Annotated in this window: 14 protein-coding genes; 8 read left to right on the plus strand and 6 right to left on the minus strand. The window is 66.9% G+C overall.

Annotation, left to right across the window (positions count from 1 at the left end):
- Positions 1 to 2: 2 nt before the first annotated feature.
- Together ASD05_RS13850 and ASD05_RS13855 are read right to left on the minus strand one after the other, a co-directional pair.
- Positions 3 to 1,166 (minus strand): cytochrome c oxidase subunit II, encoded by a 1,164-nt coding sequence (locus ASD05_RS13850; protein WP_056593012.1) that lies wholly within the window; start codon positions 1,164 to 1,166, stop codon positions 3 to 5.
- A gap of 47 nt (positions 1,167 to 1,213) precedes the next feature.
- Positions 1,214 to 1,729: a hypothetical protein gene (locus tag ASD05_RS13855; protein ID WP_056593015.1), complete on the minus strand. Its 516-nt coding sequence runs from the start codon at positions 1,727 to 1,729 to the stop codon at positions 1,214 to 1,216.
- A gap of 192 nt (positions 1,730 to 1,921) precedes the next feature.
- Between ASD05_RS13855 and ASD05_RS13860 the strand changes: the two genes are divergently transcribed.
- From ASD05_RS13860 to ASD05_RS13895, 8 genes are all read left to right on the plus strand, one after another.
- Positions 1,922 to 2,743 (plus strand): creatininase family protein, encoded by an 822-nt coding sequence (locus ASD05_RS13860; protein WP_056593018.1) that lies wholly within the window; start codon positions 1,922 to 1,924, stop codon positions 2,741 to 2,743.
- Positions 2,743 to 3,537: an ABC transporter ATP-binding protein gene (locus ASD05_RS13865; protein ID WP_056594406.1), complete on the plus strand. Its 795-nt coding sequence runs from the start codon at positions 2,743 to 2,745 to the stop codon at positions 3,535 to 3,537. The genes ASD05_RS13860 and ASD05_RS13865 overlap by 1 nt, the downstream gene beginning before the upstream one ends.
- 278 nt (positions 3,538 to 3,815) lie before the next feature.
- Positions 3,816 to 4,688: an ABC transporter permease gene (locus ASD05_RS13870; protein ID WP_056593021.1), complete on the plus strand. Its 873-nt coding sequence runs from the start codon at positions 3,816 to 3,818 to the stop codon at positions 4,686 to 4,688.
- Positions 4,689 to 4,692: 4 nt separating this feature from the next.
- A complete protein-coding gene (locus ASD05_RS13875; protein WP_082572051.1) occupies positions 4,693 to 6,057 on the plus strand; it encodes an FAD-binding oxidoreductase in 1,365 nt (454 codons plus the stop codon).
- 397 nt (positions 6,058 to 6,454) lie between these two features.
- The gene (locus ASD05_RS13880) at positions 6,455 to 7,483 is read left to right on the plus strand and encodes an ABC transporter substrate-binding protein (protein ID WP_056593027.1); all 1,029 of its coding nucleotides are present in this window, start codon (positions 6,455 to 6,457) and stop codon (positions 7,481 to 7,483) included.
- 155 nt (positions 7,484 to 7,638) lie between these two features.
- The gene (locus tag ASD05_RS13885) at positions 7,639 to 8,229 is read left to right on the plus strand and encodes an NAD(P)H-dependent oxidoreductase (RefSeq protein ID WP_056593030.1); all 591 of its coding nucleotides are present in this window, start codon (positions 7,639 to 7,641) and stop codon (positions 8,227 to 8,229) included.
- Positions 8,230 to 8,259: 30 nt separating this feature from the next.
- Positions 8,260 to 9,219 carry a PDR/VanB family oxidoreductase gene (locus ASD05_RS13890; RefSeq protein ID WP_056593032.1) on the plus strand — a complete coding sequence of 320 codons (960 nt, stop codon included), beginning with the start codon at positions 8,260 to 8,262 and terminating at the stop codon, positions 9,217 to 9,219.
- Positions 9,216 to 9,881 carry a TetR family transcriptional regulator C-terminal domain-containing protein gene (locus ASD05_RS13895; RefSeq protein ID WP_056593034.1) on the plus strand — a complete coding sequence of 222 codons (666 nt, stop codon included), beginning with the start codon at positions 9,216 to 9,218 and terminating at the stop codon, positions 9,879 to 9,881. Before ASD05_RS13890 ends, ASD05_RS13895 begins: the two co-directional genes overlap by 4 nt.
- 112 nt (positions 9,882 to 9,993) lie before the next feature.
- On the opposite strand, the gene ASD05_RS13900 is transcribed toward ASD05_RS13895, so the two are convergent.
- Genes ASD05_RS13900 through ASD05_RS13915 form a run of 4 tightly spaced genes read right to left on the minus strand, consistent with a single transcriptional unit; the run spans position 9,994 to position 13,138 of the window.
- Entirely contained in the window at positions 9,994 to 10,449 is a 456-nt protein-coding gene (locus tag ASD05_RS13900; RefSeq protein WP_056593038.1) for a RidA family protein, read from the minus strand.
- Positions 10,446 to 11,642: an amidohydrolase family protein gene (locus ASD05_RS13905; RefSeq protein WP_056593040.1), complete on the minus strand. Its 1,197-nt coding sequence runs from the start codon at positions 11,640 to 11,642 to the stop codon at positions 10,446 to 10,448. The genes ASD05_RS13900 and ASD05_RS13905 overlap by 4 nt, the downstream gene beginning before the upstream one ends.
- Positions 11,639 to 12,457 (minus strand): 2-oxo-tetronate isomerase, encoded by an 819-nt coding sequence (otnI, locus tag ASD05_RS13910; protein ID WP_056593043.1) that lies wholly within the window; start codon positions 12,455 to 12,457, stop codon positions 11,639 to 11,641. The genes ASD05_RS13905 and otnI overlap by 4 nt, the downstream gene beginning before the upstream one ends.
- A 12-nt stretch (positions 12,458 to 12,469) precedes the next feature.
- Positions 12,470 to 13,138 (minus strand): aldolase, encoded by a 669-nt coding sequence (locus tag ASD05_RS13915; protein ID WP_056593047.1) that lies wholly within the window; start codon positions 13,136 to 13,138, stop codon positions 12,470 to 12,472.
- Between the last annotated feature and the right edge of the window lie 113 nt (positions 13,139 to 13,251).

The following is a 13,251-nucleotide window of genomic DNA, read 5'->3' on the forward strand; positions in this document are numbered from 1 at the left end:
GTTCATCGCGCAGCCTTCTGTTCGGCGGCAGCCTGCGCCGGCGGGCTGCCCAGACTCTGGATGTAGGCCACCAGCGCGGCCAGTTCTTCATCGGTCATTTCGATCTTGGGCATGACCGGCGGGAAGCCCTTCACATGGCGGGCCTGCGGATCGCGGATGAAGCTGCGCAGATAGGCTTCGTCGACCAGCGCGGTGGAGCCGTCCGCCATGGTCTCGGTCTTGCCGTGCAGGCCCTTCCAGGTCGGTCCCACGCGCGGGCTGCCGTCGACCGTGTGGCAGGCCACGCAGCCCTTGGCGTCCGCCAGCGCGCGGCCCTGCTCGACGCGTGCGCCGCCGCCGGCCGGGCCGCCCGGGGCGGCCGGCGCCTCGGGCGCCTTGGCCTGCGACTTGGCGAAGCTCGGCAGCGCCGCATACCAGGTCTGGTAGTTCGCCGGGGCCTCCACCACCACGTAGCCGCGCATGTTGGGATGGCCCACGCCGCACAGCTGCGCGCAGAGCGCCTCGTAGCGGCCTGCGACGGTCGACGTGAACCAGAAGCGGCTGACCTGCCCCGGCACCATGTTCATCCGGGCGCGGAACGGCGGCACGAAGAAGTCGTGCAGCACGTCGTTCGAGCGCATCAGCACCAGCACCGGCTTGCCGAGCGGCAGGTGCACCTCGTCGCCGGGGATCAGGAGGTCGTCCTGCCCGGCGGGGTCGCCCGGGTCGATCCCGAACGGATTGGTGGCGCTGACGAAGCGCGCGTCGGTCGCGCCCAGCTTGCCGTCCGGCCCCGGGAAGCGGAAGCGCCATTGCCACTGCTGGCCCAGCACCTCCAGCACGAGCGCGTCGCGGGGCTCCCTGACGTAGTTCGCGTACACCACGAGGCCGGGCGCCAGCAGCGCCATGATGCCGACGGTGGTGCCGCCGATCAGCCAGCGCTCGAGCTTCCTGTTCTCGGGCTCATGCGCCGCCCGGTGCCCCTCGCGATGGCGAAAGCGCACCAGCATGTAGGCGACGAACAGGTTGATGACGACGAAGAAGATCCCCGTGATCACCAGCGTGATGGTCAGGGTGTCGTCCATCGGCTGCCAGTTCGAAGCCAGGGGCGTCGTCCACCATGGATTGAAGACGTGGAACAGCACCGAGCCGAGCACGATGAGCAACAGGGCGACGGCCATGATCATGTGCGGTCCCTCGGCTCGGCATCATGGGTTCAGGGCTCATTCGCGCTTCAGAGAAACGCCGGGATTCGCGGCTCTTCGCCCTCGAACCGGGCCTCGGGATGCGCTGACTGCAGCAGCGCCTCGATGTCCCGCATGCGCGAACGCGGCAAGTCCACCATCAGCAGGATCTGGCCCTGCGCGATGGCGCCCTCGAAACGCTGCAGCCTGGGACTCGGAATGGAAATGCCGATCATGCTGGCCGACCAGGTCCCGACCACGCCACCCACGACGGCCACCAGCACGGCCACTTCCCATTCGGGGTCGTCGCCGAAGATCGGAAACATCAGGGCGGCCAAGAGGCCGACGACGATGCCGCAGGCACTGCCGACCGCCCATCCGGTCTTGGCAGCGTGGACCACGTCCGAGGTTTGCCATACGTTGGCCGCATGGAGCCCGGCCATGTCCATGCCTTCCGGTCCGGCGAAATGAATGCGCGCAACGTCGACGCGCGCCCGCACCAGATCGTCCATCGCCCGCCTGGCGCTCGCCAGGTCCGGCATCAGCCAGTAGATGCGTCTCTTCATAGCGTCCCCTTTCCGCCTTGCGACAAGCCGAGGAAACATGAACGACTTATATGCCCAAGGAGAGCCGCCATCAAGGGGTGCTGCATTCGGCGGCCGCGGCGTGGGTAACCCGCGATCCAACTTTTTTTGACCGATTGGATAATTTAGATCATCATCCGCGCTCCACTGCCCGTCACCACGAGGTACGCCACGATGAACCCGGTCCCCTTGCGCAGCCGTTTCTGGTCCGACCTGACCAGCGAAGAGTTCTCCCGCCTCGACCGTGAACGGCTCATTGCCGTGCTGCCCGTGGGCGCGACCGAGCAGCACGGCCCGCACCTGCCGATGTCGACCGACACCGCCACCATCGACGGCATGGTCCGCGCCACGCTGCCGCACCTGCCCGACGACCTGCCGGTGCTGTTTTTGCCCACCGTGCCCTACGGCAAGAGCAACGAGCATTCGCGCTACCCGGGCACGCTCACGGTGTCCGCCAACACGCTGATCTCGCTGTGGAAGGACATCGGCGCCTGCGTCGCGAAGGCCGGCGTGCGCAAGCTGGTGCTCTACAACAGCCACGGCGGCCAGATGAGCGTGATGGACATCGTGGCGCGCGACCTGCGCGAGGAACACGACATGATGGTCGTGGCCGCCAACTGGTACACGCTGGGCCTGCCCGAGGGCCTGTTCACCGCGCACGAGGGCCGGCACGGCATCCACGCCGGCGACCTCGAAAGCTCGGTCATGCTGCACCTCGCGCCCGACTGCGTGCGCCAGGACCGGTTCCAGAACTTCAGCTCGATGACGGAGCAACTGGCCGCCGAGAACAAGTTCCTCTCGATCACCCCCAGCGGCAAGCTCGGCTGGCAGATGCACGACATCAACCCCGCGGGCGCCGCCGGCGATGCCACGCGCGCCACGGCCGAGAAGGGCGCGGCGGTGCTCGACCACGTGGGCCGCCGCTTCGTCGAGCTGCTGCAGGAGGTCGACCGCTTTCCGCTCTCGCGCCTCGCCAACGAACCGGCCTGGAAATGATGTCCATCCCCACCCCGCCGCCACTGGTCACCCTGCGCAACGTCAGCAAGCGTTTTGCGAACGGCACGCTCGCGCTGCAGGGCATGTCGCTCGATATCGGCGAGCACGACTTCATCAGCTTCCTCGGCCCCTCGGGCTGCGGCAAGAGCACCGCGCTGCGCCTCATCGCGGGGCTCACGCGGCTCAGCTCGGGCGACATGCACTGGTCGGGCGCCAACACCGGCAAGACGCAAAGCGACCGCGACCTGGGCTTCGTGTTCCAGGAGCCCACGCTCATGCCGTGGGCCAAGGTGTTCGACAACGTGTGGCTGCCGCTCAAGCTCGCCGGCATGAGCCGCGACGCGGCGGCGCCGGTGGTGCAGCAGGCGCTGGAGATGGTCGGCCTCTCGCGCTTTGCCGACGTGTATCCGCGCGAGCTGTCGGGCGGCATGAAGATGCGCGTGTCCATCGCGCGAGCGCTGGTCACGCATCCGCGCCTGCTGCTGATGGACGAACCCTTTGCCGCGCTCGACGAGATGACGCGCATCAAGCTCAACAACGACCTGCTCGCCATCTGGCGCGAGCACCGCTTCTCGGTGGTGTTCGTCACGCACAGCGTGTACGAGTCGGTGTACCTGTCGAACCGCATCGTCGTGATGGCGGCTCGACCGGGGCGCGTGATCGACGAGATCCGCATCGACGAGCCCTACCCGCGCGGCGAAGAGTTCCGCACATCGAGCCGCTACAACGCGCATTGCACGGCGGTGTCTCAATCCCTGCATGGAGCGCTGCATGGCCTCGACATCGATCATTGACCGGTTGCGCATTGCAGTGCGTTGTTCGGGGCGCGCTCACGCCGACGGCGTGCTTCTTTTCTCGAATGTCCCCCGGCCTTCGGCCTCCTCCTTTATTTCGCGAAAAGCAGCCCACCGCCGACGTGATCGTTCAGAGCACTGGTTGATCAGCCAGCACAAGCGCCGCGCCCATCGTGCACAGGGCACCGGGTGCTCCCCGCAGCGAAATAAAGGAGGAGGCGAAGCCGGGGGACATTCGCGGAGGGGAGTACCCGGTGGCCTGACCGCGGAAAACTGAAATGGCCACGCTGATCGCCAACGCCGACCCCACAGCAGACGACGCCCCCTCCGAGGCCACGCTGCGCGCCCACGAAGACAAGCTGCGCCGCCGCGAGTCGATGCTGCGCATCGTGGTGCCCGTCGTCATCATCGCGGCGCTCCTGCTGCTCTGGGAATGGACCGTGCGCGCCAACAACATCCCGCACTACATCCTCCCCGCACCCTCGCTCATTCTTCGCACGCTGTTCGACAACTGGGATTCGCTTTCCAGCGCCCTGTGGTTCACGGTCAAGCTCACGCTGCTCGCGCTCGGTGCGGCCATCGTCGGTGGCGTGCTTCTGGCGATCTCGTTCGCGCTCTTCAAGTGGGTGGAAATCGGCCTGTTCCCTATCGCCGTGATCCTGCAAGTGACGCCGATCATCGCGATCGCGCCGCTCATCCTGATCTACGTGTCGAACACCACTGCGGCGCTGCTGCTGTGCGCGTGGATCGTGGCCTTCTTTCCGATCTTGTCGAACACCGTCATCGGCCTGAAAAGCGCCGACAGCAATCTTCGCGACCTGTTCCAGCTCTACAAGGCCTCGCCGTGGCAGACCTTCCGCTACCTGCTCGCGCCCAGCGCGCTGCCGTACTTCATGGCGGGCCTGAAGATCGCGGGCGGGCTGAGCCTGATCGGCGCGGTGGTGGCCGAGTTCACGGCCGGCACGGCAGGCAAGGAAACGGGGCTGGCTTCGCGCATTCTCGAGTCGAGCTTCCGCACCGAGATCCCGATGATGTTCGCGGCGCTGCTGCTGGTGTCGCTGCTGGGCATCGTGATCTTCATCGTGTTCGCCGCCTTGTCACGCCTCGTGCTCGGCCACTGGCACGAAAGCGAGATGCGCCGTGAACGCTAGAGCGATGCACGCCGTCATCGACTGGAAAGCCGTGCGCAATGACCTGCGCGGCCTCAACCTGATCACCGCGCCGGCCCAGCGCAAACAGCTGTCGAAAGACTTCTACTGGTACAGCCCCATCCTCACCGCGCAGCTCGCGGGCTGCGTGGCCGACCTCGTCGTCAAGGTCAGCACCGAGGACGACGTGCGGCAGGCGGCTGCGGTTGCGGCCAAGTGGAAGCTGCCGCTCACCGTGCGCGCCGGCGGCACCGGCAACTACGGCCAGTGCGTACCGCTCGAGGGCGGCATCGTGCTCGACGTGACGCAGATGTGCCGCGTGCTCGACATCCAGGACGGCCGCATCCGCGTCGAAGCCGGCGCGCGCATGCACGACATCGACCTCGCGGCGCGCGAGACCGGCCAGGCGCTGCGCATGTGGCCCTCGACCTGGCACGTGGCCAGCATCGGCGGCTTCATCGCGGGCGGCTTCGGCGGCATCGGCTCGTTCCGCCACGGCATCCTGCGCGACCCCGGCAACCTGCTGCGCGCGCGCGTGATGACGGTGGAGCGCGAGCCGCGCGTCATCGAGCTGCATGGCGATGAGATCCAGCAAGTGCACCACGCCTACGGAACCAACGGCGTGATCCTCGACGTCGAGGTCGCGCTGAGCCCGGCCGTCGAATGGGTGCACTGCACGGTGCTGTTCGAAACGTACCGCGGCGCGCTAGCCTTCGGGATCGCGGCACAGGCGCCCTCGCTCGACATCTTCCTGCTGTCCACGGTCGAGGCGCGCTTCTCGCCCTACTACACGGCGATGCGCGACCGCTTTCCGCGCGACCGGCATGCGGTGTTCGCCATGGTCTCGCCCGAGTCGATGGCGGACTTCCGCGCCCTCGCCGAGGCACAGGGCGGCACGATCTCCGTTGCCGGCACCGAAGCCGAACTGCTCGCCGACGGTTTGCCTCCAGCCTACGAGTGCGCGTTCAACCACACGACGCTGCAGGCACTGAAGGCCGACCGCAGCTGGACCTACCTGCAGGTTGCCTACGCCCAGCCCTTCGATCCGTCGGTGGTCGAGCGGCATCTGCAAATCTTCGGCGACGACGTGCTGCAGCACCAGGACTTCGCGCGCGCCAACGGCGAGTGCGGCACCTTCGGCATCCTGCTGGTGCGCTGGAAGGGCGAGGCCCACCAGTACGAGCTGATCCGCGAGATCGAGTCGCAGGGCGGCTGCAAGATCTTCAATCCGCACGTCGTCACCATCGAGGACGGCGGCATGAAGACCATCGATACGCAGCAGATCGAGTTCAAGAAGCGCAGCGATCCGATGGGATTGATGAACCCCGGCAAGACGCGCGGATGGACGCCGGACATGGCTGTCGAGCGCTGAGATGGAACTTCGGGGTCTTGTTCTTTGTGTTGTGCGTGACGTGTGCCGCCATTCGGGGCGCGCTCACGCCGACACGGTGACCTTTTTCGCGAATGTCCCCCGGCCTTCGGGCTCCTCCTTTATTTCGCGAAAAAGGCCCCCGCATCGACGTGAGCGTTCAGAGCACCGGTTGATCGGCGAAGCACCGGCGGCGTGCCCTCGTGCACAGGGCGTCGGGTGCTCCCCGCAGCGAAATAAAGGAGGAGGCCGAAGGCCGGGGGACATTCGCGGAGGGGAGTACCCGGCGGCCTGTGCACGCGCCCCGAACAAAGGCGCCAAGACAAGAACAAAGCCCCTTGCGCAACAAACAACTGACATGAAAATCTCAAGTCGCATTCAACCCCAGGAGTCCACTGCCATGCGCGTCCCCGCCCTGACCATTCGTCCGCTCGCTCTCGCCCTGGCCCTCTCGGCCGCAGCCTTCGCCGCGCAGGCGCAGGAAAAAGTGGTATTCGCCACCAACTGGAAGGCGCAGGCCGGCCACGGCGGCTTCTACCAGGCGCTGGCGGATGGCACCTACAAGAAGTACGGCCTCGACGTCGACATCCAGCAGGGCGGACCAATGGTCAACAACCGGCCGATGCTGCCGGCCGGCAAGGTCGACTTCCTGATGACCGGCAACCTGCTGCAGTCCTTCGACAACGTGAAGAACGGCGTGCCCACCGTGGTCGTCGCGGCCTTCTTCCAGAAAGACCCGCAGGCCATGTTCGCGCACCCGGGCCAGGGCTTCGACACCTTCAAGGACATGGCCAAGGCGCCCGTGGCCTTCATCGGCAAGGACGGCCAATTCAGCTTCTGGCAGTGGATGAAGTCGGAGCACGGCTTCAAGGACTCGCAGCTCAAGCCCTACACCTTCAACGTCGGCCCGTTCCTGGCCGACAAGAAATCGATCCAGCAGGGCTACGCGATTTCGGAGCCGCTGTCGATCAAAGCGCAAGCCGGCTTCGACCCGGTGGTGCAGCTGCTGGCCGACAACGGCTTCTCGACCTACTCGACCACCATCGAGACGCGCGCCGACCTGATCAAGACCAAGCCCGAGACGGTGCGCAAGTTCGTCGAGACCTCGATCATCGGCTGGAACAACTACCTCTACGGCGACAACAAGGCGGCCAACGAGATGATCGCCAAGATCAACCCCGATTCGCCCGTGGCCGCATCGCAGGGCTCCATCGAGCTGATGAAGAAGATGGGCATCGTCGACAGCGGCGAATCGCTCGCCAAGGGCATCGGCGCGATGGACGAGGCGCGCGTGAAGGACTTCTACGACAAGATGGTCAAGGCCGGCCTGTACAAGCCGGGCGAGGTCGACCTGTCGAAGGTCGTCACCACACAGTTCGTGAACAAGGGCGTCGGTGTCGACGTCCGCAAGAAGCTGACAGGCAAGTAGGCAGTTTCGTTTTTTCTCGAGGGTCGCGCGGGGCTTGCGCCGGGGTCAGATGCCGGCGCCTGGGTTGCCATAAGGCACTGCGCGACCTTTTATCCCCTGGGCTCTGACCCCGTCTCGCCAGCGACAAAAACCGCTGAGCGAACCGGCCCTCAACCATGAAAACGCTAGTCATCCACTGCCATCCGAACCCTGACAGCTTCAACCACGCGCTCTACCGCACCGCGCTCGAGGCGCTCCAGCCGCGGCACCCCGTCAAGGCCATCGACCTGTACGCCGAGGGCTTCGACCCAACGCTGACCCGCGAAGAGCGCATCGCGTACCTCGACAACCCCGACCTGATCCGCGAACGCGTGAAACCCCACGTCGAGGCGCTGCTGTGGGCCGAGCACCTGGTGTTCGTGTTTCCGACCTGGTTCCACGGACCGCCGTCGATGCTCAAGGGCTGGCTCGAACGGGTGTGGCTTCCGGGCGTGGCCTTCCTGCCGGCGCAGCGCAAGGGGCAGATCGCGAAGTCGGGGCTGCGGCACATCCAGCGGCTCACGGTGGTGACCACCGGCGGCTCGCCGCGCTGGTTCGTGATGGTGATCGGCGACCCGGGCCGGCGGCTGTTCACGCGCGCATTGCGCGCGCTGTTCGCATGGCGCTGCAAGGTGACGTGGCTGCAGCTGCATGACATGAACGCCGTGACTGCAAGCGACCGCAGCCACTTCATCGAGCGCGTGTCGCGCAAGCTGGGCAGCATCTAGAAAACGCAGAAAGCAGGGAGACACATCACCATGAGCCTCGAACGCACGCTCACCGTCCGCGTCGAACGCATCTCGCGGCAGACGCCTGAAATACTGGCCTTCGAACTGGCCCATCCGTGGGGCCGGCCGCTGCCTGCCTACGAGGCCGGCGCGCACATCGACGTGCACATGCCTGGTGGGTTCTCGCGGCAGTATTCGCTGGCACGCGCGCCTTCCGGCGCCAACTCGTACATGATCGGCGTGAAGCGTGAACTCGACAGCCGCGGCGGGTCGGCCTCGATGCATGAGCGTGTGCGCGAAGGCGACCTGCTCGCGATCAGCGCGCCGCGCAACACTTTTCCGCTGCGCGAGGAGGCCGCGCACCATCTGCTGATGGCCGGCGGCATCGGCATGACGCCGCTGCTGGCGATGGCGCAGGCGCTTGCCGCGCGCGGCGCCGGGTTCACGCTATGCGTGTTCGCGCGCAGCGAAGAGCATCTGGCGTTCGCCGAGGCGCTGCGCGCGCCCGCGCTGGCACCGCATCTGCGGCTGCATCTCGACCAGGGCGACGCCTCGCAGCGCATCGACTTGCGAGCGCTGCTGGCCCAGCCCGCGTCTGGCACGCACCTGTACGTGTGCGGCCCCGGCGGCTTCATGCAGGCGGTGCGCGACGCGGCCGCGCACTGGCCCGAGGACGCGCTGCACGCCGAATATTTCGCCGCACCCACCGATGCCAGCACCCCAACCGGCCTGCCCTTCACGCTGAAGCTCACACGGCGCGGCATCAGCGTGCCCGTTGCCGCAGATCAGGCCGCCGTCGACGCGCTGCACGAAGTCGGCATCGACATTCCCGTGTCGTGCCAGCAGGGCCTGTGCGGCACCTGCGTGGTCGAGGGCGACGGCGAAGGCGCCGAGCATCGCGACTTCTGCCTCACGGGCAGCGAGCGCCGCCACAAGATCGCCCTGTGCTGCTCGCGCGCCAAGGGGCAGGAACTGGAACTCCAACTGTGAGCGCGCGTCCTCCCGTCAACGAAGAAAGCGACAACGAAGCCCCCGCCACGCGCGGCCGCTCGCGCAAGTACACGCAGGTGCTCGGCCTCATCAACCAGGCCGCCATCGAGGTGTTCGCCAGCGAGGGGCTGGCCGGCGCATCGACGCAGGCCATTGCCGACAAGGCCGGGCTCTCGAAAGCGCAGTTGCACTACTACATCGAGAGCAAGGAAGCGCTGTATCGCCAGGTGCTGCAGGACATCCTCAACGACTGGATCGTGGTGTTCGGCTTCAGCGACGAGGCCTTCGGCCCGCGCAAGGTGCTGGGCGACCTGATCGAGCGCAAGATGATGTTCTCGTTCGAGCATCCGCTGCGATCGCGCATCTTCACCGCCGAGATGTTGCGCGGCGCGCCGGTCCTCGACGACATGATGGACACGAGCAAGCAGCGCACCGACCAGGCCGCCGCCGTGATCCAGAACTGGATGAACCAGGGCCTGATGGACAAGGCCGACCCGATGCTGGTGCTGTTCCACATCTGGGCCGTGACGCAGTTCTATGCCGACCACGCCACCCAGGCCGCGTACTTCCGCAACGTGGCCCAGCAGGGCGACGACAAGGACCGGCGCTACCTGATCGAGCAGGTGACGGAGTTTTTGCTGAAGGGCGCGGGCGTCAGGTAGGGCGGGACTTTTCGCGGAACACCGCGGAACCGGCTTTGCCGGGCCGCAGGTGTTGCCCCCGGCGAGGGGGAAGGCGCGCGCGACACGAAGTGCGCGAAGCCTGGGGGAGTGCCTATTTTGGCAGGTACATGGTCGCCTCGACCTCCACCAGCACCTCGTCCCCCGGCAGGAAACGCGACACCTCGACCACCGTGCTCACCGGCGGCTCGCCCGGATAGAACAGCCCGCGCACGCGGTTGTAGAACGCGTAGTGCGGCAGGTGGCGAAAGTACTGCACCAGCTTCACCACGTCTTCCATCGTGCCGCCATGCTCGGCCGCGATCTGGCGGATGCGTTCGAGCACGAACCAGCTCTGCGCGACGATGGGCGCTTCGAACACGTCGACCGACATCTGGCCCGTGGCGTAGCCCACGCCCTGCAGCGCGATGCGGGCTGCTTCGGGAATGTCGTCGTAGCCTGCGACGGCGCGGCGCGTGGCCGGATCGACCGCGACCACGCCGCTCATGAAGACGAAATCGCCGACGCGCCTGGCGGCGGCGTAGTTGGCCATTGGCTTGCCCATGCTCATTGTGTTTTCTCCAGTACCCGGCCGGCGCGGATGACGATGCGTTGCCGCCCGCGCGGACCGATGAGTTCGTGTTCGTCGGTGGCCGCCAACACCAGCAGGTCCGCCGGGCAGCCCGGCGCGATGCGCCCGTCCCATGCGAGCCCCAGGGATTTCGCGGGGCTCACGGTGACGGCGTCGAGCCAGTCGGAGGCCGGCGCCAGGTGCGCCATCTGCACACCGAGGCCGAAGGTCTCCAGAAGGTCGTAGCTGCCGTAGGGATAGAAGGCGTCCTGCACGTTGTCGGTTGCCAGGCTCGCACGCAAGCCCCATGCCGCCGCCTCGCGGATGCGCGTGATGCCGCGCTGCACGGGCGTGCGGTCCCACGCGCCTTGCAGGTAGAGGTTGGTGGTGGGCAGCGCGATGAGGTGAATGCCCGCGCCGGCGCACAGCGCCAGCGTTTCGTTGGCAACGCCATCGCCCTGCACCGACAGCGAGCAGGCATGGCCGCAGGCCACGCCGTTCCTGAAATTGCGCGCACGCACCAGTTGCGCGATGCTGCGCAGGCCGCTGGCTTCGGCGTCGAGGCCTTCGTCGACATGGAAGTCGAGACCCATCCCGTGCTGCTGCGCGAGGTCGAACACGCGCCCCAGCTTGTGGACGATGCCTTCGTTGCGGTAGACGAACGCGCCGAGCACGCCACGCGCACGCTTCACCTCGCGTGCGATGCGCTCGCCCGCGGCGAGGTCGGCGAACAGGTCGAGCGGCGTGAGCGAAACGAACTGCAGCTCGACGCGGCCGCGCCATTCTTCGCGCAGTGCCTCGAACACGGGCAGGGCGGCGGGCGGCTCGGGCTGCACCCAGTCGAGGTGCGTGCGCAGCGCGCGCGTGCCCGATTGCCATGCGTCGTGCAGCGCGCGCTCCATGCGCAAGCGCAGCGACTCGCCGGTCCAGCTGTCGCGGTGCTTGTTCATGCGGTCGATGGCGGCGAACAGGTTGCCCTGCGCCGCACCCACGTCCTGCACGGTGTAGTTCTTGTCGATGTGCGCATGCGCCTCGACCAGTGCGCTCAGCAGCGTGCCGCGCGCGTGCTGCTGCTGGGCGCTGGCCACGATGGACCCGACCCTGTCGCCGGCCAGCGTGACGTCGAACAGTTGCGCATCGCCCGCCGCGAAACCTCGCAGCGGCACCGGAATGCGCAACGCTTCGAACTTCATGCGCGCTGCTGCAAGGCGCGCAACCAGCCGAGCCCGGCCGAGGTGCCGCCCGGCTCCGAACCGCGGCGCGGCCGGTATTCGCAGCCGACCCAGCCCTGCCATCCGCACTGCGCCGACACCTCGTCGATCACGTCGAACAGGTACGGATAGTTCTGCTCGCCGATGTCGGGCTCGTGGCGCTCGGGCACGCCGGCGATCTGGATGTGGCCGACGCGGCCGGTGGGCAGGTACTTGCGGATCTTCATGGCCACGTCGCCTTCGACGATCTGGCAGTGGTACAGGTCCATCTGCACCTTGAGGTTCGGTGCGCCGACGGCCTCGACGATCTCGTGCGCTTGGTCCTGGCGGTTGAGGAAGAAGCCTGGAATGTCGCGCGTGTTGATCGGCTCGATCAGCACATCGCGGTTTGCCTTGGCAGCTTCGGCCGCGGCCCAGCGCAGGTTGTCCAGGTACACGGGCCGCAGCGCATCGCGTTCCAGGCCTTCGGGCACGAGGCCGGCCATGACGTGGATGCGCGGGCAGTCGAGTGCCACGGCGTAGTCGATGGCCCTGGCGATGCCTTCGCGGAACTCGGCGTCGCGTCCGGGCAGGCAGGCCAGGCCGCGTTCGCCACCGTTCCAGTCGCCGGGCGGGCCGTTGAACAGCACCTGCTGCAGGCCGTTGTGCTTCAGCCTTGCGAGGATCTCGTCCTTCGAAAAGTCGTACGGGAAGAGGTACTCCACGGCCTTGAAGCCGTCTTTCGCGGCGGCGTCGAAGCGGTCGAGAAAGGCGAGCTCCGGATAGAGCATCGAGAGGTTGGCGGCGAATTGGGGCATGGGGTGTTTCTACTACCAGCGCGCCCCGAAGGTGCGGCGCAGTTCATCGATCTGTTCGGCGTTCAGCGGTGCAGGCCTTGCGGCGCTCGCAAGCATTTGAAGCCGGGCGGTTTCCTCTAGTTCCTCAAGCACGGCCATGGCAGCGGCCAGCGTGTCGTGCCAGACATTGGGGCCCAGGCGCGTGAGCATCACGGCGCGGATCGGCGTGCCGGCAGCGCCGAGGCGCTCGATGGCCTGCGCCACCTGTTCGGCCGCTTCGGGCGCGCCGGGCCGGTGGTACGGAATGACCGGCACATGGCCGACCTTCATCACGAAATACGGCGTGAGCGCGGGCAGCAGCTCGTCACCCGGATTGTTCAACGTGAGCGCCACGCAGTGCGTGCTGTGCGTGTGGATCACGCAGGCCGTTTTCGCATCGAATTTGCGTGCGGCTGCGTAGATTCGCGTGTGCAGCGCGATGGTCTTGCTGGCGCGGTCGCCGCTGGTCTGCTGGCCATTTGCATCGAGCCTTGCAAGCCGCGCCGGGTCGAGAAACCCGAGGCAGGCGTCGGTTGGCGTGATGAGGAAGCCATCGTCGTCCAGCCGCACGCTGATGTTGCCGGCCGTGGCGTGCACGTAGCCGCGTTCGAACAGGCTGCGGCCTACGCGGCAGATTTCTTCTCTTGCTTCGGGTTCTTTCATGTCGAGTTTCGTCGCTTACGTTCTGGGCGCTGATGTTCGGGGCGCGTGCACAGGCCACCGGGTACTCCCCTCCGCGAATGTCCCCCGCTTCGCTCCTCCTTTATTTCGCTGCG

Origin of the sequence: Variovorax sp. Root434, assembly GCF_001426595.1 — a bacterium.
GTDB lineage: Bacteria > Pseudomonadota > Gammaproteobacteria > Burkholderiales > Burkholderiaceae_C > Variovorax.

Coding starts and splice junctions, on each gene's coding strand:
- ASD05_RS13850 (WP_056593012.1), bottom strand. CDS start 1,166: ATGATCATGGCCGTCGCCCTGTTGCTCATCGTGCTCGGCTCGGTGCTG.
- ASD05_RS13855 (WP_056593015.1), bottom strand. CDS start 1,729: ATGAAGAGACGCATCTACTGGCTGATGCCGGACCTGGCGAGCGCCAGG.
- ASD05_RS13860 (WP_056593018.1), top strand. CDS start 1,922: ATGAACCCGGTCCCCTTGCGCAGCCGTTTCTGGTCCGACCTGACCAGC.
- ASD05_RS13865 (WP_056594406.1), top strand. CDS start 2,743: ATGTCCATCCCCACCCCGCCGCCACTGGTCACCCTGCGCAACGTCAGC.
- ASD05_RS13870 (WP_056593021.1), top strand. CDS start 3,816: ATGGCCACGCTGATCGCCAACGCCGACCCCACAGCAGACGACGCCCCC.
- ASD05_RS13875 (WP_082572051.1), top strand. CDS start 4,693: ATGCACGCCGTCATCGACTGGAAAGCCGTGCGCAATGACCTGCGCGGC.
- ASD05_RS13880 (WP_056593027.1), top strand. CDS start 6,455: ATGCGCGTCCCCGCCCTGACCATTCGTCCGCTCGCTCTCGCCCTGGCC.
- ASD05_RS13885 (WP_056593030.1), top strand. CDS start 7,639: ATGAAAACGCTAGTCATCCACTGCCATCCGAACCCTGACAGCTTCAAC.
- ASD05_RS13890 (WP_056593032.1), top strand. CDS start 8,260: ATGAGCCTCGAACGCACGCTCACCGTCCGCGTCGAACGCATCTCGCGG.
- ASD05_RS13900 (WP_056593038.1), bottom strand. CDS start 10,449: ATGAGCATGGGCAAGCCAATGGCCAACTACGCCGCCGCCAGGCGCGTC.
- ASD05_RS13905 (WP_056593040.1), bottom strand. CDS start 11,642: ATGAAGTTCGAAGCGTTGCGCATTCCGGTGCCGCTGCGAGGTTTCGCG.
- otnI (WP_056593043.1), bottom strand. CDS start 12,457: ATGCCCCAATTCGCCGCCAACCTCTCGATGCTCTATCCGGAGCTCGCC.
- ASD05_RS13915 (WP_056593047.1), bottom strand. CDS start 13,138: ATGAAAGAACCCGAAGCAAGAGAAGAAATCTGCCGCGTAGGCCGCAGC.